17 protein-coding genes and 1 tRNA gene are annotated in these 23,758 nt (G+C 60.7%); 9 read left to right on the forward strand and 9 right to left on the reverse strand.

The genetic code is table 11. From position 1 onward, the window contains the following. Positions 1-69: 69 nt before the first annotated feature. Positions 70-3,462 (reverse strand): TM0106 family RecB-like putative nuclease, encoded by a 3,393-nt coding sequence (locus ACNI3Q_RS02775; protein WP_426273899.1) that lies wholly within the window; start codon positions 3,460-3,462, stop codon positions 70-72. Positions 3,463-3,614: 152 nt separating this feature from the next. On the opposite strand from ACNI3Q_RS02775, the gene ACNI3Q_RS02780 reads away from it, so the two are divergent. Further along, positions 3,615-3,821, forward strand: coding sequence for a hypothetical protein (locus tag ACNI3Q_RS02780; RefSeq protein WP_426273900.1), 207 nt, complete (start codon positions 3,615-3,617; stop codon positions 3,819-3,821). Next, positions 3,818-6,310, forward strand: coding sequence for an ATP-binding protein (locus tag ACNI3Q_RS02785; RefSeq protein ID WP_426273901.1), 2,493 nt, complete (start codon positions 3,818-3,820; stop codon positions 6,308-6,310). The genes ACNI3Q_RS02780 and ACNI3Q_RS02785 overlap by 4 nt, the downstream gene beginning before the upstream one ends. 139 nt (positions 6,311-6,449) lie before the next feature. Here ACNI3Q_RS02785 and ACNI3Q_RS02790 read toward each other — a convergent pair whose 3' ends face one another. Both ACNI3Q_RS02790 and traA read right to left on the reverse strand, forming a co-directional pair. Further along, positions 6,450-7,034, reverse strand: coding sequence for a hypothetical protein (locus tag ACNI3Q_RS02790; protein WP_426273902.1), 585 nt, complete (start codon positions 7,032-7,034; stop codon positions 6,450-6,452). 9 nt (positions 7,035-7,043) lie between these two features. After that, positions 7,044-9,947, reverse strand: a complete 2,904-nt coding sequence (gene traA, locus ACNI3Q_RS02795) for a Ti-type conjugative transfer relaxase TraA (protein ID WP_426273903.1) — start codon at positions 9,945-9,947, stop codon at positions 7,044-7,046. A gap of 171 nt (positions 9,948-10,118) precedes the next feature. On the opposite strand from traA, the gene ACNI3Q_RS02800 reads away from it, so the two are divergent. After that, positions 10,119-10,445: a conjugal transfer protein TraD gene (locus ACNI3Q_RS02800; RefSeq protein ID WP_426273904.1), complete on the forward strand. Its 327-nt coding sequence runs from the start codon at positions 10,119-10,121 to the stop codon at positions 10,443-10,445. A 16-nt stretch (positions 10,446-10,461) separates the two neighbouring features. Beyond that, on the forward strand, positions 10,462-10,710 hold the full coding sequence (locus ACNI3Q_RS02805) for a conjugal transfer protein TraD (protein ID WP_426273905.1): 249 nt from the start codon (positions 10,462-10,464) through the stop codon (positions 10,708-10,710). Positions 10,711-11,042: 332 nt separating this feature from the next. Here the strand turns inward: ACNI3Q_RS02805 and ACNI3Q_RS02810 are convergent, their stop codons facing one another. Further along, positions 11,043-11,789, reverse strand: a complete 747-nt coding sequence (locus ACNI3Q_RS02810) for a hypothetical protein (RefSeq protein WP_426273906.1) — start codon at positions 11,787-11,789, stop codon at positions 11,043-11,045. Positions 11,790-11,937: 148 nt separating this feature from the next. Then, positions 11,938-14,310 (reverse strand): SIR2 family protein, encoded by a 2,373-nt coding sequence (locus ACNI3Q_RS02815; RefSeq protein WP_426273907.1) that lies wholly within the window; start codon positions 14,308-14,310, stop codon positions 11,938-11,940. A 1,100-nt stretch (positions 14,311-15,410) separates the two neighbouring features. Here ACNI3Q_RS02815 and ACNI3Q_RS02820 point away from each other — a divergent pair. The 4 genes from ACNI3Q_RS02820 (at position 15,411) to ACNI3Q_RS02835 (ending at position 19,855) form a co-directional block, all read left to right on the forward strand. Then, positions 15,411-15,866, forward strand: coding sequence for a BglII/BstYI family type II restriction endonuclease (locus ACNI3Q_RS02820; protein ID WP_426273908.1), 456 nt, complete (start codon positions 15,411-15,413; stop codon positions 15,864-15,866). Positions 15,867-15,868: 2 nt separating this feature from the next. Further along, entirely contained in the window at positions 15,869-17,176 is a 1,308-nt protein-coding gene (locus ACNI3Q_RS02825; protein ID WP_426273909.1) for a hypothetical protein, read from the forward strand. A 76-nt stretch (positions 17,177-17,252) separates the two neighbouring features. Next, positions 17,253-18,998: a DEAD/DEAH box helicase gene (locus ACNI3Q_RS02830; RefSeq protein ID WP_426273910.1), complete on the forward strand. Its 1,746-nt coding sequence runs from the start codon at positions 17,253-17,255 to the stop codon at positions 18,996-18,998. After that, positions 18,995-19,855: a protein NO VEIN domain-containing protein gene (locus ACNI3Q_RS02835; protein ID WP_426273911.1), complete on the forward strand. Its 861-nt coding sequence runs from the start codon at positions 18,995-18,997 to the stop codon at positions 19,853-19,855. Before ACNI3Q_RS02830 ends, ACNI3Q_RS02835 begins: the two co-directional genes overlap by 4 nt. Here the strand turns inward: ACNI3Q_RS02835 and ACNI3Q_RS02840 are convergent, their stop codons facing one another. The 3 genes from ACNI3Q_RS02840 to ACNI3Q_RS02850 form a co-directional block, all read right to left on the reverse strand. Next, positions 19,856-21,481: a DNA cytosine methyltransferase gene (locus ACNI3Q_RS02840; RefSeq protein WP_426273912.1), complete on the reverse strand. Its 1,626-nt coding sequence runs from the start codon at positions 21,479-21,481 to the stop codon at positions 19,856-19,858. 118 nt (positions 21,482-21,599) lie between these two features. After that, complete coding sequence (locus ACNI3Q_RS02845; RefSeq protein ID WP_426273913.1) at positions 21,600-22,523, reverse strand: HEPN domain-containing protein; 924 nt, start codon at positions 22,521-22,523, stop codon at positions 21,600-21,602. Positions 22,524-22,575: 52 nt separating this feature from the next. Next, on the reverse strand, positions 22,576-22,806 hold the full coding sequence (locus ACNI3Q_RS02850) for a hypothetical protein (protein WP_426273914.1): 231 nt from the start codon (positions 22,804-22,806) through the stop codon (positions 22,576-22,578). 414 nt (positions 22,807-23,220) lie between these two features. Here ACNI3Q_RS02850 and ACNI3Q_RS02855 point away from each other — a divergent pair, with 414 nt between their 5' ends. Next, positions 23,221-23,421, forward strand: coding sequence for a helix-turn-helix transcriptional regulator (locus ACNI3Q_RS02855; protein WP_426273915.1), 201 nt, complete (start codon positions 23,221-23,223; stop codon positions 23,419-23,421). A 179-nt stretch (positions 23,422-23,600) separates the two neighbouring features. Here ACNI3Q_RS02855 and ACNI3Q_RS02860 read toward each other — a convergent pair. Continuing rightward, positions 23,601-23,676: transfer RNA gene (locus ACNI3Q_RS02860), tRNA-Lys, on the reverse strand. Positions 23,677-23,758 lie beyond the last annotated feature (82 nt).

Raw genomic sequence — 23,758 nt, forward strand, 5'->3', positions numbered from 1 at the left:
CTGGCCGTTTTCGGCCCGCCCGCAGCGAAAACGGACATTGTTGCGCGAAGCGATCTGCAGGGTAGCAGACTATCCGCCGGCCATCTCAAGGAAACGGCAGAATGCGTTCGCGAGCTGCATCTGGCGAGGGTTCCGACACTCTGCCTCGAAGACCGCCGGGCTGCACACCAGATACGAAAGACACCTCGCTCGCGAGGTCGCTACGTTCAGCCGGTTTAAGCTGTATAGAAACTCCATGCCTCTCGGAGCGTCGGCATGACTCGACGTCGCGAGAGAGTAGATCGCAACCGGTGCTTCCTGCCCTTGGAACTTGTCCACCGTGCCGACCCGCGCGCCTGGGAGACGCTGCTGAATCTCATAGACCTGTGCATTGTACGGCGTGATGATCAGGATGTCGTTCATCCCAATCGGGTGCACGTTCCCGTCCTTGTCAGTCCACGTGGCACCGGCGTCAACGATCCCCCGTACCAGTTTCGCGACCACATCCGCCTCTTCGGGCGAGCAGTTGTGATTCCCAATGTGGCTAACTGGAACGTAGCGGAGCCCGCTCCCCGTGGCCGGCCCGCCGTCCACTGCTTGGAGATTGAGTCCCTCACGCGATCGGAGCTTTGATTCGTAGAACAACTCCGAAGTGAACGCGCAAATCGCAGGGTGAAGGCGCCACGTCTCCTGTAGGAAAAGACCCTGGTCGACACCTATAGTCTGGGCGCCGGCAAGAATGTGATCCAAGGCCGACGTGTCGGTTCCTTCCGGATGGCTGCCCTGCATCGGCTGGTCGAGCTGGCGCGGATCTCCCAGTAGAACCACCGCCCGGGCCGCTTGCGACACCGCCAATACGTTGGCGAGAGACATCTGCGCCGCCTCGTCAACGAACAGCACATCGACGCTTTCGAACGCTTCCGGGGAGGACCACAGCCACGCTGTCCCACCGGCGACACTGCATCCGGCGCCCAGCATTGCTATGAGGTCACCGTTCCTGGCTGCGATTCGAAGCCGGTGCCCATCGGGCTCCTTCTCGCTCGGCTTCTGGACGCATGTAAGGTCGAGAGCCTGTTCGTCTGCGCGCTCGATGATGGCGTCGATCAGATTGCGAACGACTGCATGGCTGTTCGCGACGATTCCTACGCGCTTCTGCCGGCGAACCAGCTCAGCAATCATGCGAGAGCCCGTGTACGTCTTTCCCGCTCCCGGAGGACCCTGCACAGGCAATACGCCCTCCTCGAGGATGCCAGCGATCCGAAGGGCGGCGTCGAGTGCATCCTCACCGTCAATTCGGAGCGGACTTCCCCCAGTCCAGCGCGGCGGCACTCGCAGCAGCAAATCGCGGGCGGCTTGGTATGCTCCCTCACCCTCGATGCCGTTCGCGACGACATGCTCGGCGAGCCTTACGAGGGATTCCATCATCGGCTCGGATCCGACGTGATCGTGGAGGAATACCGCTGGCGGATGCACATCTGCGCAAGCCTGCGTCTTCTTGATGTCGACGGTTCGCCCTTCGATGCTGATCGCCTCCACCGATCCCAGACTATCGCCACCGACCTTCTTCAGCTTCTTGCCTGGCCGCACGTCCGTCTCCTGCGGCGGAAAAGCGTACCGATGGATTGGACACTTTGCAGTGCCGCCGACGGTAGCTTGGAGCGTCAGACCACTAAGGCCCGCCTTCTCCTCGACCAATTCCTCAGCGTCGAGGTCGCGAAGGCGAAAGAACTCCCACCAGTTAGCCTTGTCCTCACGCCTATGGAAATCGAGCATGTTCCCGAGCAGCCAACGTCCCTGCTGCTCAGCCGTCCGCTCTGCTGCATCCGCGGGGACATTTGCCGTCAGCGCTTCGACCAGAGGCGTAATCTTAGCGAGCCACGCCGCAACTTTCTCGCTGGGGGACCCGTCGCCGGGAACCGGCCGTTCGATCTGCGCCCCACGCGCGATCGCATCTGCGCGAAGCCGCTCTAGCCAGAGGTGAAGATGACGCGTGGAGAGACAATCGTCGCGGTTATAGCTCTCGACCGTGTCCCGCTCGTCGGCGCTGATATCGGCAAGGTCGTCGAGCTCGAGCGCCGTATGAAGGCGGGTGAGCGCCAGGTTGGCATCCGGCAGGCCCGTTCGGCGCTCGAAGCCGTAGAGCGGCTCCAGTCGCTTGATCGAATAGCTTTCGACGCCCACCCGGATGGCGTGGCGAACCACATTCAGCAGGTCCACCATCAGAAGACCGCGCAAGATGCGATCGAGCTCATCCTCCCTTGTCGCATATCGGCCCATGAGTCGCTTCAGCGCACCAACCTCGTAAGCACCGTAATGGTAGATATGGAGATCGGGATGCGCCGCCCAACGCTCCACCACGAAGTCGATGAAGGCTTCGAACGCGCGCTTTTCGTCCTCCCGCGTCAGCCCCCAGAGCGCGACGTAATTAAGCTCACCGTCATCACCGACATGGTAGTAACCAAGTAGATATTCCTGCCCATGTTCACCGACGAAGCTATCGCCTTCAAAGTCGAGGTAGATATCGGCGATCGAAGGTTGCGGGAGGCGCGCCAGGCCGAAGCCGGCCTCGATCGGGAGAGTTTCGAACCGAAGCTCTCCCGCGTCTCGAGTTTCCACCTGGAGGCGGGCTTGCTCTCGCACTCGTTCGAAGGCTTGCCGGGAGCCGCGTTGCGGCTGCCACGGCATTGGCAGGGGCATCTCGGCCAGGGCAGCGACGGTCCGTATTTCGTGTTGGTTCAGCTCGGCGATCTGGAGCGAAGAGATGCCTGCGACCAGAGACAGGTGATCGTCCGCTCTTCGCCGAGAATCGCACTCCGCCCTCCAAGAGCAGATGTCACAATGCGCGGTCGGATGCGGGTATGTGGATGGAGCGGGCAGCGTGGCGATCGTCGTCGCCAGACTGTCCTTCACCCGACGATAGTAGGCCGCGAATTCCGCCACTCGATAGGATTGCGGCACGAAGTCGGTCCACGGCGCGACCACATGCATGTGGTCGGGCGTCCAGCCCTGCATCTGCGCGAGCAGCTCCGAGTAAAGGCATAGCTGCAGGATAGTGTTCGCCTTCGTGTCGCGCGAGAGCTTCGTATCATAGATCTCGTACGACCAATGCCCTAGGCCGCTCAACACCTCGACGCGTCGCAACACGTCAGCGCGGCCGATCCAATCACCGTCACGGAGCGCGGCCTGTACGATCACGTCCGCGCCGTCCTTCATCGCGGCGAGCGTTCTCTCGACGGCGCCATCGTCGACGTCGACACCGTCGATCAGAGCTATGCGCAAACCTTGGTCCGCGAGCACCTGAATGAACTCGCGCTCGTGCCGTATACCGCGTTCCCAGAGAGCTTCCAGCGAGGAATCCCACGGCTTGGGCCGCTTCGCACCCCCTCTCGCCACCTGCAGTTCAAGTTGCGTCAAATGCGAACAGTTCACGTGACCCGTTAGGTCATGCGAACTCAAGCGGATGCTGTCAGCGAACAGCTTCATATTATGATTCCCCTCGTCGCGAGGTTGCAGCATTAAGAGGGGTCTTGGCTAGGCTGATGATGATCATACCGCTCCAAAATCGTGAACACGCGGAGTTTCGCATTCACAGTTATTTTCCGTGACGGTATACTCCCGAGACGGGAGGAGCGAAGATGTTTGATGCTAATAAGTCGTTAGACGACAACCTCGCGGCATTTCGCGCGGAATGCGAGAAGCTGGATGCCGATTGCGCTAAAATCCTTTTCGATAACATCGACGTCTTGAGGCTGAAGGGCGCCGACCGTGACGCTCGCAGCGCTTTCAATGCCAAAGTGAAAGCGGCCTTGGAAGCACTCCCCGATCCGGCGACCAAAGCATGACCCGTCATTTCATCCGCTCCATTTCCGTCGAGGGGTTTCGGGGCATAAATAACAGCGGCGACCCGCTGGTGTTGAAGTTCAAGCCCGATTGCGTGAACTCGGTTCACGCTCAGAATGGCGTCGGCAAAACCTCAATCTTCGAGGCGCTGCAATTTGCCATCCGTGGCGAAATTCCGCGACTGCAAGAGCTCCAAGAGGCGGAAAAAGGCGACACCTACATCGTCAATAAATTTCATCCCGGCAAAATCGCTACGATTGAACTGACCTTCGCACCCGACGATGGTGGACCCGATGCCGTGATCTTGGTGCAGCGAACCGCTGCCGGGGCACGCACCGTCAGTTCGCCATCAGGCCATGCCAATCCTGAAGCCTTTCTGCGTTCGCTCAACGAAGACTTCGTGTTGGTGGACTATCACACCTTCGCCGGTTTCATCGACGCCACGGCCCTAAACCGGGGCCGATCCTTCGCCGCATTGATTGGCCTGAACAGCTATTCGACACTGCGCCAGGCACTTGAGGGTGCCGACAACACTCGCACCATCAATTCCGACTTGGGTATCACCGTCCTCGAAACAAAGATTACTGCGGAACGCGGCAAGGCCAATGACGCAAAGGTCAAGGTGATAGAAGCTTACCGCGATTTGACGACGCAGGAGATCGCGCAGCTCACTGATCGCGCCGAGCTAGAGGCCGCGGCTACTAATATCCTCGCGGGTATCGGCACGCTCCAATCTGTCATGGCCGGTAAGACAGTTGCAGATTTTGACCACAAAGCCGCCGTGGCGGCAATCGAAGCGGAAGAAGACAGCGTTAGTCGCCGCAAGCTTGCGAAGATGCGGGAGGATCGAGACGCAATTCGAGCCTTGTCCTTCTCTGCCGACCACGCCTCGCAGATCAACGTGCTGCTCGCAGCGGCGAAAGAGCGCGATGAAGCGGTCGAGAAGGTTGGCAGCGCGGAAATCCGTGAACTCTTAAAGAAGGCGGCGTCTGTTATGGGGACGGCGGCATGGCCGACAGACCAGACCTGTCCTGTTTGCGAACTGCCCCAATCTCAGCCGCTGAAGGCTAGGTTGGAAGAAAAAATCGCGCTGTACGATACGGCCAAAGATTTGGACGCCGCGCTGTGCACGTTATGCAATGAGTGCCCTGCGATCGACCTGCTTGCAAAACTCGAAACGGCCGTGCCGCTGGGGATTCCAGCTAGTGCCCAGATTGCCCCGGGTCTTGTGCGCGCTGCTAAACAAGGCTCGGTTTCAACCGCGAACCTGATCGGCCTGCATAAGCGACTAGAGGAATTGATTGCAGCTCGTGACAACAAGGTCGCGGACTTTGAGGCCGAGATAAAGAAGCTCGAAGACACTCTTCCGCCGTCGGTGGTTGCGTCATCGCGAGCCGTGGAGAACGCAAAGAAATTCAGGGACGAGTTTGCCAACTACGCCAAGGCCCTAGCGACCGCCGAAAGCGACAAGCGCAAGCTCGCGAAGCTGCAACGCTGGCGAGCTTTCATTCATCAAGCAGCAGAGGTGTTCTCGAACGCAGAGACTGCGCTGTCTAATAACCGCCTGAAGGAAATCGAAGGGTCATACAAAGCGCTATTCCCGCTTCTGATGCGCGGCGCTCCCGATCTGAAGCCGCAGCTCTCACGCGCCGCTAACAGCCAGAACATCGATTTACGCCTGTCCGACTTTTACGGTGAGTCAAATATCAGTGCGCGCGCAGTTTTGTCCGAAAGTTACCGCAACGCCGTCGCAGCCTCGATCTTCCTGTCCGCGGCCACGAAAAACTCCCGGCCTCCCAGGTTTATGGTGCTGGACGACATCACGTCGAGCTTCGATGGCGGACACCAGTTTTTCTTGATGGACGCGCTTTTGACAAAGCTGCGCTACGGCGTCGCCGCCGAGGGCATTCAATTCATTATCTTAAGTCACGACAGCGCTCTCGAAAAATACTTCGATAAACTCGGTAATACGCCTGAGTGGCACCATCAAAAGCTCCAAGGACTTCCCCCTAAGGGGAACATCCTATCTAGTGCTCAAGGAGCCGATCGGCTCAAAAAACAAGCCACAGATTTGCTCAACATCGGCAACGTCGATTTGGGCGGTCCGTTGGTGCGGCAGTACATGGAGTATAAACTGGGTTACATAATCTCGAAACTCCAAATTCCGGTGCCTGCCGACTACGCGACAAGGCCGGACAAGCGAACGCTCTCCACCTATCTTGACGCAATCAATAATGCCGTGTCGCTCTACGATAAGGCGGGAACCTGCGTCATGGATGCGGCGCAGATTGCATCGGTGGGTCAGACCGCCGTCGCCTCGCTCATGAGCAATATGGTTTCGCACTACGAAACCGGCGCGGGCCAACCCTTGAACGCTTATGCAATGCTCGGCGTCGTCAATGAAATAGACGCTTACGTCGAAAACTTTCGTCGAACTGATCCGAACAATCCAGGGCAGCGGATTTTCTACAAGGCATTGAACAAGTCCTAAGGTTGCGCCGCCGTAGTCTGAACTTTGTGACCTGAGCCTTGTGCCAAGGACAGTCCGCTTTTGCGCGATGTCGCGCTCCCGATGAACGACCGAGATTGGGGCGCAAAGCTGCCAAGCATCATCACAATTTTGCTCACACTTATTTCCCGTCTTCGACAGAGGCTTTCTTCCTAACCTCGATCAGCCGCGCCCCGGCCTCCGCCTCATCCATGCCCATCATCCGAGCAGCCATCCATTCCGGCACATGCCAGCTTTCGGGGAGCGCTCGGGCAACGGTTCCTGGCAGGAACGACCAGAGCAGGATGCCGGCCAGGAACGCACCGCCGCCGATCCGTACCTCGCGCTGCCGCTGAACCTCGGTCGAACGCGCGCGGATCGCGATGCCATCGACCCGGCCCAACGCTTCCTTAAGCGCGCCATGCGCCTCGACGATGATGCGTCGGTCCTCGGCGCGGACGTCGGTGGCTGCACGGGTGATGTGATGCCCCATGTCTGCCGGGGTAAGCTGTACCGCAGGACTATCCTCGATGCGACCGAGGGCCTCGCTGGTTGCCGCCAGCTCTTTCTGGATGTTGCCCAGTGTAGTGCTGTAATCCGGGGTTCGTTCGCGCGCAGCACTGAGCCCCTCAATGGCACTGTGGAGCAACGACACTTCGCGCCGAAGCGCCTCGAACGCTTCGGCGGCATCATTGCGGGCGGGCGGGGCAGGGACGGTTCTGGTCATGAGCCCTGCCTACAAGCCGAGCCCACGACCCCGCGAGTGGCCGATCCATTGCTGGAGCCCCTGAGACAAGGATTGTCCGGGGGCGAGGGCGATGCCGAGCTCTTTGGTCCGTCCGCGCAGCAGCGACTCGAGCTGCGGGTCGCGGTGGAGGCTGTTGGCGAGCGCAGACATCCGGTCCTTGACTCCGGTTGCCGCTGCATAGTCGGTCTGCCGCTCGAACTGCATCACTTCCTGCCGGGCATGCCGCCAGTCAGCCACGAACCGGTTGGCCCGCTCGCCAAGCTCGACCCGCAACTCGCCTTCGATCAGCATCGCCCGGATCGTGCGCCGGGTTTGCCCGCCCGCTGCCTCATCGACCAGCCCAGGGGTCCTGTTTATCGCCGATCGCAGATCCTCGGCCCCGCCGGGCTGCACCTGCTCGAGCGCATCCCAGGCGCGGGTGAACGCCCGGCGCTGCTCGACCAGCGGCTCCAGCCCCTGGCGTTGCATCCCGATCATCGCCTTGGCGGCCTCAGCATAGCGCTGCACCGCGCGCTCGAGCGGCGGCACCACGGTCCGCTGCACGAGCGGCCCGGCATTGAGCCCAAGCCCCTCGAACGGTCCGCTCGGCTGAGCGGACGGCACAACTTCCGGCTGCGTCCGCTGCACCTTAGGCGCAGACCCGAGCCACAACCCGTCGAACAGCCCGCGCTTGGGTTCTGCGACCGGTGCAGCCTCCGGCGCCCGCCCATAGTCGCTGGCCATGTCTTTGCTGCGCTCGCGCGACAGGGTGCGGACCAGTCGACCCTGATCGGCAAAGTCATCCTGGCCATAATGGAGGCTCACCCCCTCGCGGTGCCGGGTCATCGCGACATAGGCGCCGTGCCGATCCATGCCCGGTGTTGCGAGCACATGCACCCGGTCAACGGTTATGCCCTGTGCCTTGTGAATGGTGGCAGCATAGCCATGATCAAGATGGGCATAGTCCTTGAGGTCGATCCGAACCGAGCGGCCATCATCGGTGCGCACCTGCACCGCCACCGGGGTCACCTGCTCGACCGTGCCAAGCGTGCCGTTTTTCACCTCGAGGCTGCGCTCGTTTTTCAGGAACATGACCCGGTCCCCGGTGGCGAACGACCGGCTGCCGCGCTCGACTTGAACCTCCACATCAACGCCCAGCCCGCCAGTGTCGCGCAGCCGTTCGCGCGCGGCCTCGTTGAGCAACCGCACCTCGTCATTGGTGTGCGTCAGGATGATCCGGCTGGCAGTAGGTGCGGCCTGTCGATCTCGCTCCCATCGCTCGATCAGCTGGTCCCGTGCCTGCTCGCGCGTCTCCGCGGCATGGACATGCCCAGCTTCGGCATAGGCATCGATCGCCTCACCGGTGCGACCGGTCGCCAGCTGCCGGGTGGCATCGCGCTGCCAGTCCTCGACCTGGCGGCGAACGCCGGTGATCTCGACCGCGCCATGCCGTTCGGCGACCGAGCGAAACGCCGCCCCGGCTTCGATCGCCTGTAGCTGCTCCGGATCACCGACCAGCACGAGCTTCGCTCCGCGCTTCTGCACTTCGCTCACCACGCGCTCCATCTGACGCGTGCCGATCATGCCAGCTTCGTCGACCACCAGCACCGAGCGATCGGTCAGCAGTTCGCGGCCCTGACCCCATTGATGCTCGAGACTGGCAATCGTGCGCGACGCGATGCCTGACCCGCCCACGAGGTTCGCGGCGGCAATGCCCGACAGGGCAGCCCCGCGCACCTCAAAGCCAGCACGTTCCCAAGCTTCGCGCGCAACACCGAGCATCGCGCTCTTGCCGGTCCCGGCATAGCCGACCACCGATGACAACCCGCAATCCCCGGTCACATGCTCGAGCGCCCCGCGCTGCTCGACCGACAGGTCCAGACCGCGCTGCTCGGCAGCTGCCAAGGCGCGATCCCGATGGCGCGGTGCCAGGCGGTGCGCCCGCTGCCGGTCGAGCGATGCGGTCGCCCGCTCAAGCCGCTGCTCGGTCTCCAGTATCGAGCGAGAGGTGAACCGCTCATCGCCCCGTCCGTCGGTCCCTAGCTTCACGATCTCCGGCGATGCGCGCACCGCTGCCATCACCTGGTCGAACTGGTCCTTCCCCTCGCTATGCCGATGCACGAACATCGCAAGCTCACGGGTCGTGAACGTCGATTGCTGATGGGTGATCGCATCCAGCGCGATCCGCGGATCGGCGAGGATCTTGTCGCCATTGGACCGGGCAATTGCATGATGCTCGACCAGCCGCTCGCAGTCCCTGCCTTCGACCGCCATGCGGGCGGCGGCAGGACCGATCTTATTCTGCGGCTCGAGCTCGATGCCTTGCGCTTCCAGCGACCGGTGATCGATGCGTGCATCGATATCGAGTGCGGCGAGCCGTTCGTTGACATGGCCCGCCCAGCGTTCCCGCCAGCCCTCCAGAACATCGGTCCGGTTCCACTCGCGGCACTTTTTGCCAAATCCGTCCTCATCGACCTCGCGCATGGTCAGCATGACATGCGCATGCGGCTTGGGCTGGCCATCGACGCCGACATCCCAATGGACATTGAGGTCGGCCACCATGCCCTCACTGACAAACTCCCGCTGCACGAAGTCGCGGGCAAGCTCGATCACTTGGGCGACGGTCATTTCCCGGGGGATTGCGAACTCGACCTCCCGGGCAAGCTGAGCATCCTTGCGCAACTCGGCGGCCTCGACTGCGTTCCACAGCTGCTCGCGGTCCGACCAGGCCTCCGGTGCCCCTTCGGGCAGCATCACCTCGGAATGCATGACGCCGGTTTTGTTGGTGAAGTCATGGCTGCGATCGAGCCGATCGTCGCGCAGCCGCCCGGCAGAACGATAGGCAGCCGCGGCGACCGCCGACGAACCAACCGCCCGCGAGATGACCTTTGCAGAGAAATGGTAGATCGCCATGACGGCCATCCATCTACACCGCAAAACGCACGTCGGCACGACGTATAAGCGCGCCCTCAAAAGAATTCATCTTTCTCGGGACGCCGGAATCTCACCAAAGATCAACGCATTGCTGCTGATCGAGCCGGCCGATAACTGGTTGGTCCCCAAGCCAAATGAGAGGGACAACCCATGCGCAAACCACGAGACTTCGATGCCGAACTGAAGGCACTGACCGAGCGCGCCAAACAGCTTCGGACCAGAAAGCAAAGCCAGCTGGGTGAGCTGGTCATTGCCACCGGCGCTGACAGCCTCAGCCCCGACGAACTTGCCGGCGCGCTGCTCGCGCTTGCCCAGACCACCGACCGCACGAAGCGGGAGGCGTGGCGGCGGCGGGGCGAGGCGTTCTTTCAGGGTAAGCGCGACCAGTCTCGGGCAAGCGCTGCGGACCAGCAACACAGCGAGCCGCAGGATCAAGTCGCAGATCGCGCGGACACAGGCCAGCCAGGCGCGGCATGATCACCGGGACTGGCAGGTGAAGCGGCGTGTACGCACCCGCCAGCTGATCGAGCTGGGCGGCCTCATCGCCAAGGCGGGGCTCATCGAGCTGACGGACGATGATCGGGCGGTGATCCTTGGGTTGCTGGTCGAGGCTGCGGCGCGGCTGCAGAGCGACGAGCGGGGGAGCGTGCTCGCGCTCTGGCGGCGACGGGGGACGCGAAGCTTTGCGGACGGCGCAGAGCAATTCCAGCAAAGCGGCGATATGGGCAATGGAACGAACTGAGCGATGTGCAACAAGGCACACTATGACGGCCGTTATCGTGCGCTTGGAGGAACACTGAGAACCCACCGCATACTATGGTCGATGCGCCAATGCCTCAGTTGACGGATTTGCACCGATCCATATTGGAAGACGAGGATGTATGAGCCACCTCGACCAAGATGGTAATCGCGTGGCTTGGAAATAGCGGGCGAACGCCCGAGAAAGCTTACAAAGGCCGATCGGTTTCCTGCAGCTATGCGCCATAATCTTCGTCGTTCGGCAACCTATTCGACGATCCTGAAAGCGGACTTTCCCTGGCGGAATGGCGGCCGGCAAAAGGAGGGCGAAGAAGATCAGTTTAAGTGCATGTCGGCTTCTCTTTGCACGACATAGAGTTGGGCGTTGAACTCCCGAAGCCCAATGTCAGCAAGACGGCGCAGCTGCTCCATCTCCGGGTCGCTGGCGGGCGGCGTCGTAGCCGGCGGCAAGGCCGCCATCTGTCGCCTGACGAAGGCCTCAACTCCGGAGACGCCATCGCGCGCCTCGACGACGGGAGCCGAGAAGTAATCGAACTCGCCGCGCGCACGAGCGATCTGGCGTGTCCGCTCCCGGGCGCCCTCGGCACAGACGATCGCGGCGTCAACCACTTCCCGGAGTGGCCGCTTGTCGAACTGGAGCCGCTCGAGAAGCAGCGACTCCAGCTCACTCGCGCCTAGGGAGGGCACAATCTTGGGCTCGGACATGACAACGCAAGTTGTGCCGTCGAACGAGAGATGATGTGCGCCCTCGTCGGGGAACGCGCCGATAGCCGCTGGACTCACGAAGAACGAGCGCGCGCGTACCTCGCCATTGAGGAATGCATCGTCGAACTCTTCCTTCTGATGAAACATCGGGGCCGCGTACAAGACGACATTCGGCGCTTGGTCGAGCTCGATCAGCATGTCGTGCTGATCGGAATCACGACGCGCAGTCAGAGCAATCCGATGATACGGCAACGTCAGAGCCGCCCCAGCCTTGATCTCGCGCGCGGTTCCACGCGTAAGCCTGTCTGACCGCTTGAACTGAAGGAAGAGCGGCAGTCCCGGCGCCTCGAGCTTCACGTCATACCCCCCGCCGGCTTTTCCCTCCTCGATGAGAGAGGGGAAGACCGGCGCTGCCACCAGTGAACCGAGTGAGAGGACCAACTCGTGCGTCAGGGCGAAGCCATACGAGAATTCAGAGATTAAAGATCGGACCATCCGGCTCGTGTCAGTCGACGAACATCGCGGCGGCCGCTTCAACACGCTTGCGGATCGCTTCTGAGCCCGAGGTCGTCTTGAAGTCGTCCGGCAATGCGGCAAGAGACTTGGTGACCTTAAGAAGCCAGAACTGCAGAGCGGTCCGCTCGCCAGCCGCGAGATCGCCTCGGCGCGCCGCCACAAACGGCTGAACGTGATCCAGCACCTTGACCGCATAGGATCGATGGCTCCCGTCGCCGAGCATCGCGTCAATCCGCTCGACTCCTTCGAGAATCTTGTCGATATTGAAGATCGTCTGCCCCGCTTTTTGCTTCGCCGCGCGCAAAAGCGCGATACGGAAAGCTTGGGTATCAATCTGATAGGTCTGGAACCCAGGAAGATCCCTGGCCTTTCGATAAGCGGTCCCAATGTATTCGTCGGCCGTGTCGAGCCGAGGCATCTCGGCCATCGCTATCGCGTACTGAAGCCAGAAGAGCGGCTCCCCATTTACGCGCTCGTCGTAGCGAAGTCGTTCGTAGATGCCGACTATGATTGCGTCCGGATCGCCTTTCCCACGCAGCGTTCGCCGCAGGCTCGAATAAGCTATCATCGTCGACATGAGGATACGGTACGGACGCTCGCTCCGTCGCTGGGCCGCAGCCAGCGTCATGTCGACGACGGCGTCGGCGATCTCCTCAGGGTCAATGAAAGCGGCGATAACGAACGAAGAGAACACCGCTGATCGGGCCTTGAAGCTGTCAGCCGACGTCTCGAAGATCTCATGGGAGAGATCCTCCAGCGGCTTGAGCACCGCGAACGGATCCTCACCGACCACGGATCGCACGAAGGCCGCCCCGACCGCGCCCTGATGGGTAGCGATCAGCATCGTCATCGTCAGGATTCGCCGCGTGGCGCGCTTCTCGAAAAGCGGCGCCAACGATGATTGGACGCGGTCGCGGATAGCTTTGTTTTCGAACAGGTCGAGCAGGAGGTCGCGCAGATCGCTGCGGCGATCATCGGCGGGCGCGCGAAGGCCGCAGCGCTCGCACAATTGGCCGAAGGCCAACACCTCGGAGCGCGCCAGCGTGTTCAGGCTGATCCGATCGAACGGCTTGGGCAGAAGCTGGACAAGCTCGTGAAACCGGACCTCGAACGTGCCCGTGCGAACCTCCACCACGAGCTTGGCATTCGGGAGCGCCTCGCGAAGGCCACGCAGATTATCCTGCGCGGCTGAATACTGATCGACGAAGACGACCACGCCATCGATGCCAGCTAGCGCCGCCACTTCCCGCTTGAGATCAGGATGCCCGGGTCGATGCAACAGACAAGTCCACCCTCGCGAGACAAGTTCGAACGCCAAAAGGTGAAGGAAGATCGACTTTCCGTTTCCGAGCCGCCCATCGACTACGAGCGACGCCTTGGCCTCCACCGCGTCGGCAGCTATTCGCACAGCCTCAGATCGAGCGATCGCGTAGTCCTCGCTGGGTTGCGAACGGGCGAGACGACCTGCATCGAAATCGCCGTAGACAAGCAGATCGAAAACCTCGGCGGCGGTCGGACGAGCGCCCGCCTTCCTGTCGCGCGTCGGCGCGAGCGAGCGGAAGGATCGCAAACTGTCGAGTGTGGGAGCGGTGGAGCGCGGAGCGTGCGCAAGCGCTTCCGCGAAACCGTCAGTTCCGATAAACATCGTGCGCCCGTACTGGGCGGTACGTCGCACGAACGTCTTGTTGGGATCGCGACCTTGGATGAAGATCGTCCGCTCAGCCAGCTTCGGATTGGCCATCAGCAGGCCGGCGATGTGGTAGTCGGCGAGGCTGTAGCCGACGATGTATAGGGCGCTAGCGAAGGCGAGATCGCGTTGGAACTGGTCGTACCACGGCGAGCGGACGACATACTGATTCACGTAAGAACCCTCGCCGAGAACAAGGCTCTCCATCACGTTCTCGGGCGTGATCAACCGGATACTGCCGTGGAGATGCACGACCGCCCCATGAGGTAGTTTGTTCGGAACTGCCTCCGAGACGTCGAATGCGTTCGGGGCTGCCTTTTTGTTTAACCGGTGCAGCTCGACTGCATCATCATAGTTGGTCGAATAGATGCGCCGCCACGGCTCGTTGAGGACGGCCGTCTGTCCGGCGGTCAGTTTGGTCAGCCGAAAAATCCTGTAGAGTTCATCGCGAAGCTTCCGCGAATCATCCTCGGCGAACTCCTCGCTGAGAACTTGAAGATCATAGTCCGTATCCGCCGGCAGCTTGAGTTGCTCGATGAAGTGGCGACGCAGCCCCTTCCCATTCGGCGGGCTCGCTTGCGCGATGCTCGTGGCGCCGAGGCTGAATCCGGACCCAAGGAAAAGGATTGAGGATTCTGGATCGACCTCTCCAAGTTCATCAATATCCCGTGCCATTATCCCCCTTTCGCACGATAGTGTGACGTATTGTTCGCGACCGCAACTCTGCCCCTCAATCGTTCCTCCGCGCGGTCGACAGCCATTCCAAATTAGATGCGAGATCGTCACTTCTTTGAAGTCGGGCGGAGTCCGCTTCAGCGTGACCGCATCCCAACAACCGCCCGACGGTTTCCGGCCCATCCGCGGTCATCATTGGTCCCGTTTTCGCTGACCTTGAATGACCAGTTTCAGCGAAACCGGGCATCTACATGCACCATAGCGATCGGCGGCTGTTTCATTTTTTTAGGGGATTGATAGATTTGCGAGGTTTGAGGGATGGTGTGTTAGCGGGTGTGGTTTTGTTTTCATAGCGGCGCTGATCAGCTTTTCTGTTGATTTTTCGATCGGCTTGGGTCTTGGCTTGAGTACGATGCTATCTTTTCTCAATTTGTTTAAAGTCAATCTTGCACGCAAAATTTGCCTGGTTTTAGAGTGTAGCGTTAATACGTAACAATCCGCGCGTTTCAACAGTTAAGTAAATCATCATTACCGTTCCGGTTTGGCAACGATAACTGCCTTAGTCGAGCTTGAGTCTGGCGAAGAGTGGTAGATGGTTGGCGACCTTTGTGCCGTCATCTTTATATATGACCTCAATTTCCGTAACGCTATTTGGCGATACGCGACCTTGCACAGTCGTGTTGACGAGAAGCTTGCTGTCTAGCCGGAGGTCGGTAGCGGTATGACGGTGCAGTGCTTCGACGAGCAAGCCATGTCGGCAGATGGCGCATAGTTGAGTCTGGCCGCTCTCGTTATTTGATAGACCGGCCTGACGCCGTGATCGTGAAAACCGTGATCTGGGACTTCTCGCTACCGAGGCTCGCCGGGACCGCTAAACATCAATCCCATCGTCGCCGACAATTTTGCGATCGGCGAGACGATTGCCAGCTCCAAAATATTCTGACCTGCTTCTAATAACATCAACTGCTAGAGGGCCTAGTGCACATTGATGTGTTGAACGCCGTTGACCTGCGCTACGTCATTTCACATTGGAGGTGATACGTCACATGATTCTGTAGACGCCCGCCCTCCTTGGGCACATTTTTCAGTCGGAAGACATGATGAAGGTTTCGCTGCACAGTCACTGCGCCGGTACAGAACGTATCCCGCGTTACATATTGGATGATGTCCTCGTGGCGGCAGCGGCGGTCGAGGTTCGTGTCGAGCGCGGCGCGGCGCCGCGCATTCGTGATCATTTTGTCGCGGCGCTTCGGTCGAGAGGCTGGTCAAGCGAAGTGACCGTCTCGCGCGGTTCCGACATGAGCATCACCTCAATGCGAGAGAATTTTGGCCTCTGCCTCCAAACCGGCAATATGGCGCGTATGTATGCGGATTTGATGAAGCTTCAGACGATGTATCTAAATGATGCCATCGAGGGCGCGGTTTTCGTTCTGCCGTCCCAGCCTGTCGCGTTGGCGATGGGCGACAATATCGCCCAAGCCGCGCGGCTCGAGCGCGAACTCGAGATTTTTCGCAAGGCCTATTATGTTCCGACGCTGATCGTCGCATTGGAGTGAATATGCCGGAGATGGATTTGCCCGATACGCCGAAAGGGTCGCGGTTCGGTTGGCCGCGTCCTGCCCGCCTTGAAGAGTTCGAGGCTCGACTGCAAATCAAGGGCCTAGCAACGGACCGAGTGGTGTTTCAGGGCCTGAATCAGGACCTGCCGATCATCCGCATTCCGATCGATCTCCCTAAATATCGCTTGGTCAACGGGCGAACAGCCTCGCTGCAGGTCGAGCATCTCGCCCTCAATCCGGATCTTCGCTCCGATCTTTTCTCCGGTGATCCCGAGATGTGGGACGCTCAAGAGGCTCAGCATGAGCTCCTGCTGAAACTCGGTCGCTTGTCAGATTTGGATGGCTATTTCGAAGATGCGGCCCGGAAGCAGGTGAACCCGTTGCTACTCGACGAGGCAGGCTTCGTCGTCAATGGCAACCGCCGCCTGTCGATGTGGCGGCAGCTCCTGCACGACGATCCTGAGAAATACGGTCATTTCGAGCATATCGAAGTGGTCGTCCTTCCCCACGCGACGGAGAAAGACATCAACCGTCTGGAGGCGCAGCTCCAGATCGAGAAGGACATTCGGGCTGACTATAGCTGGGATGCTCAGGCCAATATGATGCTTGCGAAGATGGAGCGCGACAACATCAAGGCGGAAGAGCTCTGTAATCTTTACAAAATGAAGGACACCGAGTTCGCCCAGCTGCTCGACATGCGCGCATATGCAGACGAGTATCTCAGGTCGCGGGACAAGGCGAACAGGTGGTCCGAAGTCTCCGGCCAGGAGCACACCTTCCAGCGTCTTGCTCAGAGCCGATCGAAGCTTACGGGCGTTGGACGGAAGGAAATTTTCAAGGAAGCCGCTTTTGCCTTGATCGACGATCCGGCCGCGGTTGGCCGTCTCTACATTGCGATCCCGGAATTGGCGGCCAACCTCGACAAGGTCGTCGAACGGCTCGCCAGTGAAATGGACCTGGATATGACAGCGCCGGATGACGGTCTGGGCGACTTGTTTGGAGACGAAAAAGGTGATGAAAGCGATGTCCAGCAGACAGCGCTGATTCAGGCCCTGCGAAATCCCGATCAACGCATACTGGCCCGCGAAACGATCGGCGAGGTTCTGGAGACCGAACGACAGGTCAAAAAGGATGTGAAGAAGGCGGGGTATCTCTTGGACCAGTGCGCCAGAGCGAACAGCTTCCTGACGGCAGCCGCAAAGGAAGGGCTAAGACCCGAATCCAAGATCACCGGCGTAGCCAAGCAGCTCGATGAGATCGAAGCACGTGCCGCCGCTATTCGCGCGTATTTGGTCACACGTGCTTAACATTGCTTATCGAGCGAAGGATGGCCGGGCCGTCTTTACCTGGGACGCAGGTGGGAGCTTTAGCAGTTGGACGGCCATGCTCACGCGCGTCGCCTATGACGCGAGCCAGGACGCGACGCTCGAAGGCGTTGCAGGCTTTTCCCTCCCTTGGTGGGCTTTCGTCGGGTCCCGGGACCAGTTCCTGCAGGTATTCCGCGCAAACGAACTGAAACTCGGAACTGGCCTCTTCATTTCCCCTGAGGCCACCGCCCTTTTGCAGCAATCCCAACGGGCAGCTGCAAGTTATCGGGGCGCGTCGGGCGCCGCACCATTGTCACTCGACATGCTGAGAGCCTCGCTTGAAATCTCGGGCTTCGGCCGCTCCCTTTCAGAACACCAGTGCGCGAATGTAGCGCGCCTCGCCGCCTTGCCGGCGGCCGCGACCTTTTCGGTGCCGGGCGCCGGAAAGACAACCGAAGCGCTGGCCTTTTTCACCCTTCGCGCACAGCGAGGCGATCGGTTGCTCGTGATCGCGCCGAAAAACGCCTTCGCGGCATGGGATGAACAGATTCAGGAGTGCCTGGGGGACGCCGCTGGCAGCTTTGTCCGTCTTCGCGGCGGACGCGACCGCATACGAGCAAGTCTTGCGGACGACCCGCCGCTGATGCTGATGACCTATCAGCAGCTTCCGCGGGTCCAGGATTTGATTGCCCAGCATCTGGCCCGTTATCGAACCTTTGTGTTTCTGGATGAAAGTCACCGTATCAAGTCGGGTGTGAGCGGCGCCAGTGGACGCTCGATTATAGAGCTATCCCATCTGCCGGTCGGCAAGCTCATCATGAGTGGTACGCCAATGCCCCAGTCGGTTAGCGACCTGATCCCTCAGTTCCAGTTCCTCTATCCCGAGGTCCGGGCCGAGGAAGAGACTGTCGTCGATCTGGTGCGGCCGATCCATGTGCGAACCAACAAGAGGCAACTTGATCTTCCCGAGGTCACTCGCAATCTCATCTCCTTGCCGATGGCACCGGTCCAGCAAGAGCTATACGAGCTGATGCGTCGGGAAGTCGCGCGGGAGGCTTCGGTCATGCTCGATGCCCAAGGCAAGCAGACTTTCAGGGCCCTCGGCCGCTCCGTGTCCCGCCTACTTCAGTTCGTCTCCAACCCCTCGCTTCTCGCCGCCCAGATCGGCTTTGCTCACCACGACCTTCTGGCGGCCGTGCTCGCGGAGGGGGAAGGTCCCAAGCTCGACTATGTGCTCCGGCGAGCGCGCCAACTTTCACGCCAGGGGCACAAGGTGCTGATCTGGTCGTCCTTCGTCCGCAATGTCGAGTATATGGCTTCGCGGTTGGCGGACCTCGGCGCGGTCTACATCCACGGCGGGGTGGACGCTGGCGACGAAGACGATGCCGACACTCGCGAAGGGAAGATCAAGGCGTTCCACGACGATGAAAACGTCCGCGTGATGGTGGCCAATCCGGCTGCGGCCAGCGAGGGGATTAGCCTCCACCGCGTCTGCCACCACGCGATCTATCTGGACCGCACTTTCAACGCTGCACATTATCTGCAATCGGAAGACCGGATTCACCGGTTCGGCTTGGGGAAGGACGAGGAAACGATCATCGAGATCGTCGAGTGCGCCGGAACGGTTGATGAAACCGTCCGCTCCCGGCTTGGGTTCAAGATTGGCGAGATGGCCAAGGCGCTCGATGACTCGTCGCTTGCTCCAGATCCCATTCCGATTGACCCGGTCCAGGTCGGCACCGCGGATGTCGAGGATTATGTGACCGGCCTCCAGGTAGATGACATCCGTGCGATCGCGGCCGATCTCGGTTCCCCGCAGTGACGCTCGCCCTGTCGCCCGGCCTGGCTCAGGCGGGCATTGCCCTTCTCGACCTGCTGCAAAGGCGGCCCCTGTCGGCAGCAGACCTGCTTTCCGGCCTTCCCAAGGTCGGCGGCATGTCGTCGGCCTCCGCCCTATCTCTGGCGGAAGCTCTGGCTTGGCTGGACATAAATGAAACGGGTGAGTTACAGGCGTCAGCGGCGGGATTGCAGGTCTGCGGCGCCGACGGATATGAAGCCGCCCTGCGCTCTATCCTGCTGCATTATGTCGACACCCAAAATCCCGATTGGCTTCAGAATGCGACCTATGGCCGTTCTCGGGTTTTGAACTTCTGCCCCGTCGGTGTGCGCCAGGTCTTCGTCGAGGCAGGCCTGGCCGGCGCGCTGGACGACGAGGTGGTAGCCTTCTGGGACTGGCTTGCAGCGATTGCCCGAGGACTTCAGAAGGATCAGCTCGTCGCCATCGGGCGTGAAGGGGAGCGATTGACCCTGATCCATGAAGAGGCTCGCACCGGAGCCAAGCCGCGCTGGATAGCAATTGACAGCAATCAGGACGGCTACGACGTTCTTTCGGTCAGGGCGGCAGACGATCGCACTTTTCTCTCTATCGAGGTCAAAGCCAGCCGCAGCGGGAGGAATGGGTCGCTGCACCTCACCCGTCACGAATGGGAGATCGCACTCGATCGCCCTTTTCATCTGTTTCACCTCTGGGATTTATCGTGCGCGCCGCCCAAGCTCGCGAGCGTCGGAATGGACGAGATGGGGACGCATGTTCCAGTCGACGCCGGTGCAGGAGGTTGGGAAATGGTGGAGGTCCCATTTAAGGCCTTCGAAAGCCTTTTCGGCCCGGCCTTGATCTGACTAGGCTGCGGACTTCTCGAGGCGATGCCAGGGTAAGGTGTTGAACCAAGCACCGACCAACATGCCGCTCAGGATTGCGAGCGCGTGCGTAGTGAGTTTTTTCGATCCGGGGATGCTGTCGCCTTCCTCGACCTCGGCCGCTGCCTCCATGACATAGCCGATAACAGCGTGCTGATCATCGATCGGGGCGGAGCGGAGCCGCTCGTGGACCCTATCGGCCAGTTCGCCAAGAAAATCCGTGACCTGATAGGGTCGAAGCCCGCTAGCCCGGTGCGACCATGCCGCCTGGAGATCATCCGGAGTGCTCGCCTGCAGGATTTGTTCGATCTTCGCGAATTCGACGCCCAGCGCCATCGTCATGGTCCGGATCAACGGCGAACTGCGGAGCTCGCGCAACAGTTCGCCATCGAGGATAATCTCACGAATATCGACCGATGGCCCGTAGAAAAATCGCACTTGCCAGTCCCGCTCCCGCCCCCGTCCGTTGGCAAGCTCGAACCTCATGCCGCTCTTGAAACGCAGGCCAGGCAAAGCGGCCCGGAAACTACGCCCAGCGGGGTAGGTGCGTCCTTGCGCCGTCGGCGGAGTTACCGGTGCCGTCATCTCGGGCGGCCGCAGGTCCGAGCCGACACTCGCATATGGGGGCAGGTCATCAAACGAGACCCCTTGGCACGCCCGAGCGACCAGATAAGTGAAGGTGGGCGGAATGGCGTTGCCGACCATCTTTGCCTTTTCCGGGAAGGAGCGGGCATAGAATTGGTAGGTGATCGGGAAGCCCTGAAGGCAGGCGCGTTCCCGGATGCTCAGCCGGCGGAAGCCTTGGGCGCTATCGCCGATGACGATGCTTTCGCGCGAAACGCGGGTGCAGGTCGCTGTAACGGTCCGGGCCGGCAAATCCATGCCATCGGGGAAGGCCATATTGTTGTAAACCGGATGATAGGTCTTGGCCTCCCGGTTCATGCGAAGCTCTTCCGCGTTTAGGACGCCTTCGTTTTCCCGCTCCGTCACCGTCGCCGTCGCGAGCGCGCAACCCCAGACGGGATCGACGATAGTCTCGTCAGACGCGATTGCTGAAACAACATCGCCGAGGGTCCGCCGCGGCAGGCGCGGCTGGTAGGCTTTGATCAGATCAAATGGGATACTTCCCGCGATGCAGCGCCGGCGCGACTGCGGCGTCCCGTAATCGGAGAAGTCGATAATCTCGATCTGCATGCCGAGGTTGCGGAACCGATAAAGCGGATGGTCCGGATCGGCCATGCCTCGCTCGAGCACCTTCGCCACGCGGGGCACATTCTCTAGCGCCCAGAACCTCGGCTTCACATGTGCGACGACTTCCAGAAACCGGATGAGGTCCTTCAGCCCCTCGTCGAGGTCGCCGCCGCCGCCGCGGTTCGAATAGGAAAATTCGGTGCAGGGCGGGCTGCCGACGACAAGATCGATATCCGGCGGCAAATCTTCGACCTGCAACTGGCGAACGTCAGTCGGCTTCAGAGCGCCGCCGTGATTGCCATTATGCGTGTCGACCGCAGGTTGCCACCACTCGTAAGAGGCAACGACCTCGACGCCAGCCAGACGCAGCCCGAGACTCCACCCTCCGATGCCGGCGTAAAGATCAATTGCCCGCACTCGCGATCACCCCAGCGCGACTCACGCGCAACTTTCAAAGTAGAGCGATCATTTAGCAAGCTGAGAGCAAACTGCAAAATCTACCGCGCAATGACCGATACTGAGGCGCAAATTGCTGCTAATTTGCTTGTTCTGGTCCCGGCTCAGCTATCCGCTCACAGCACACCGCATGCACCACGCGGCCCAGCGCCTCGACCCGCTCGCCAAGCCAGCGCAGTTCCTCCTCGCTGATCCGGTAGTGCTTGGAGTAGCGAGCCTTCACATAGGCCTCCTTGAGCTTCTCCCAGGCGCGCTGCTCGAACCGGCGATCGGCCGGCCAGACATCCACCAGCCGCCGGTCCAGCCGCTCGGCCTGGGTCCGCAGGAACCCGATATTGTGAACATGCGGCGTGTAGAAGGTCACCACCAGCAACAGGCAGTGATAGAGACGCTCGGTGGCTTGGTGAAGGTCGAAGGCAGCCTTCTTCGTATCGCCGTCCCCTAGCGCGTATTGATAGCCGCGAAAGAAACTCTGTGCCGTCGGCATCCACTCCTCGAAATACTCCTTCGCCATGACGAGCGCCTGTTCGGGCGTCTTGGGCTTGGGGGTGTGGAGCTCGGTATCGTCGAATTGGTAGAGCGCGATGCCGTCGCGGGCGATGTCCATGAAGAAGTAGCGGCCATGGGCAAGGCCGTCGTTCACCTCCTGCAGGGTATGGACGATGAAGTTGACCGGAGTGTTGAGCGTCCGGGTGATGCCTAGCTCGCGGTTCAGCCGGTCCTGCAGCTTCAGCCAGTAGCTGACCCGGTCGGTGAGGCGCTTGTCGTTGACGATGACCAGCAGGTCGAAGTCCGACTTGTAGCCCTTGGCGGTATGCGGCTCATCGACCCAGCCGCCTCTGGCGTAGCTGCCATAAAGGATGACCTTGAGGATGCGGCCCTTCTTTTTCCACTCATGCTTGGCCAGCGCCAGCGCATCGTCGAATTCCTCGAACAGGATCTGCACCACCCGCTCAAGCTCGCGCTGCTTGGCCGGGGGTAGATGATCGATATCGCTGCGCATGGTCTCCTCACCCTGTAGGGCCTGAACGTGGATGGCAAGTCATTGGCATAGCTCACCATGGCCAGAGACGCCGCCAGAATGGATCGGGTTCGCGCCCGGCCTCGATGAGACGTTTCAGCCCCTCGACCAGCGCGGCCTCCACTCTGGCAACGCTGATCACGAACATCTTCGCCAGCGCCTCGTTGCTGAGCGAGGGGTCGGCACGCAGCGCCAGGATGAGCTGTCGCGCCAAGGGTGACATGCGCCGCAGTGCCTTGCGATCGATCCGGTTCGCTTTGCCCATGACGTCCTCCTGCGAGAACCGCCCAAATCCAGTGCCGGGATGGCCGGGGGGCGGCAGGAGCAGGCCCGCAAGCCCCGACGGCAAGGGCGGGGCGCACCCGCCAGGGCAGCAACGAAGTGGATGACCCCGGCACCGCCGGGGTTGCGCACCGTCCGGGCGGGGCTAGCAGCCAGCGACGACCACCGGCATTCCGGTATAGCAGAGGCGGTTGCTGTGAGGGCAGGGGACGACCGCGTGGGCTCGTGCTGACCAGCGGCAAAAATATTTGGTCGCAGTCCGGAAAGCAATGGCGAAGGCCAGCCAACGACGGGTCATCGCAGCGTAGAATCCTCAGAATCTCATCGCATTGACGGCTGCTCGCATCATCCGAAAGCTGCCCGGAACAGGGCATCACGACGATTGGATGATCAGCACATGACCCAGACCACCCCGGACCGTATCCTTCGCCTGCCCAAGGTTCTCGAGCGCACCGGCCTGTCGCGCGCCACCCTTTACCGGAAGATCAGGAGAGGGACCTTCCCGAAGCAGATCAAGATCGCGGAGCGTTGTTCCGGCTGGCGGGAATCAGCCATCAACGAATGGCTGCACAACCCGATCTATTGGGGGATGGATTAGGCGTGACCAATCGATTCCCGGCAAAAACTCACGACAGAGTGGTGCGTGGGAGTTCTGCTGGCCGAAGCAACAACAGCTTGGCGTTAAAAAGTGTCAGAGCGTCTCAGAGCGTCCGCTACCTAAAACGCTACCTTGACGATAGAACTGACCTTGCAATTAGCCCTAAGTCATTGAAAATATGGTGGACGCACTTGGGCTCGAACCAAGGACCCGCTGATTAAGAGTCAGCTGCTCTACCAACTGAGCTATGCGTCCATTCGCGGATGACTTGAGCCGGTCGAGGCCGGTCCCGTCAAGCGAGAGCGGGCCGTTAGCATCGGGTTTGGTGCTTGGCAAC

Origin of the sequence: Sphingomonas eleionomae, from assembly GCF_049889035.1 — a bacterium.
Taxonomy (GTDB): Bacteria; Pseudomonadota; Alphaproteobacteria; order Sphingomonadales; family Sphingomonadaceae; genus Sphingomonas.

Excerpts from the sequence above, each read along its gene's own strand:
- ACNI3Q_RS02775 (WP_426273899.1), bottom strand. The coding sequence starts at position 3,462 with ATGAAGCTGTTCGCTGACAGCATCCGCTTGAGTTCGCATGACCTAACG.
- ACNI3Q_RS02780 (WP_426273900.1), top strand. The coding sequence starts at position 3,615 with ATGTTTGATGCTAATAAGTCGTTAGACGACAACCTCGCGGCATTTCGC.
- ACNI3Q_RS02785 (WP_426273901.1), top strand. The coding sequence starts at position 3,818 with ATGACCCGTCATTTCATCCGCTCCATTTCCGTCGAGGGGTTTCGGGGC.
- ACNI3Q_RS02790 (WP_426273902.1), bottom strand. The coding sequence starts at position 7,034 with ATGACCAGAACCGTCCCTGCCCCGCCCGCCCGCAATGATGCCGCCGAA.
- traA (WP_426273903.1), bottom strand. The coding sequence starts at position 9,947 with ATGGCGATCTACCATTTCTCTGCAAAGGTCATCTCGCGGGCGGTTGGT.
- ACNI3Q_RS02800 (WP_426273904.1), top strand. The coding sequence starts at position 10,119 with ATGCGCAAACCACGAGACTTCGATGCCGAACTGAAGGCACTGACCGAG.
- ACNI3Q_RS02815 (WP_426273907.1), bottom strand. The coding sequence starts at position 14,310 with ATGGCACGGGATATTGATGAACTTGGAGAGGTCGATCCAGAATCCTCA.
- ACNI3Q_RS02820 (WP_426273908.1), top strand. The coding sequence starts at position 15,411 with ATGAAGGTTTCGCTGCACAGTCACTGCGCCGGTACAGAACGTATCCCG.
- ACNI3Q_RS02825 (WP_426273909.1), top strand. The coding sequence starts at position 15,869 with ATGCCGGAGATGGATTTGCCCGATACGCCGAAAGGGTCGCGGTTCGGT.
- ACNI3Q_RS02830 (WP_426273910.1), top strand. The coding sequence starts at position 17,253 with ATGCTCACGCGCGTCGCCTATGACGCGAGCCAGGACGCGACGCTCGAA.
- ACNI3Q_RS02845 (WP_426273913.1), bottom strand. The coding sequence starts at position 22,523 with ATGCGCAGCGATATCGATCATCTACCCCCGGCCAAGCAGCGCGAGCTT.
- ACNI3Q_RS02850 (WP_426273914.1), bottom strand. The coding sequence starts at position 22,806 with ATGGGCAAAGCGAACCGGATCGATCGCAAGGCACTGCGGCGCATGTCA.
- ACNI3Q_RS02855 (WP_426273915.1), top strand. The coding sequence starts at position 23,221 with ATGACCCAGACCACCCCGGACCGTATCCTTCGCCTGCCCAAGGTTCTC.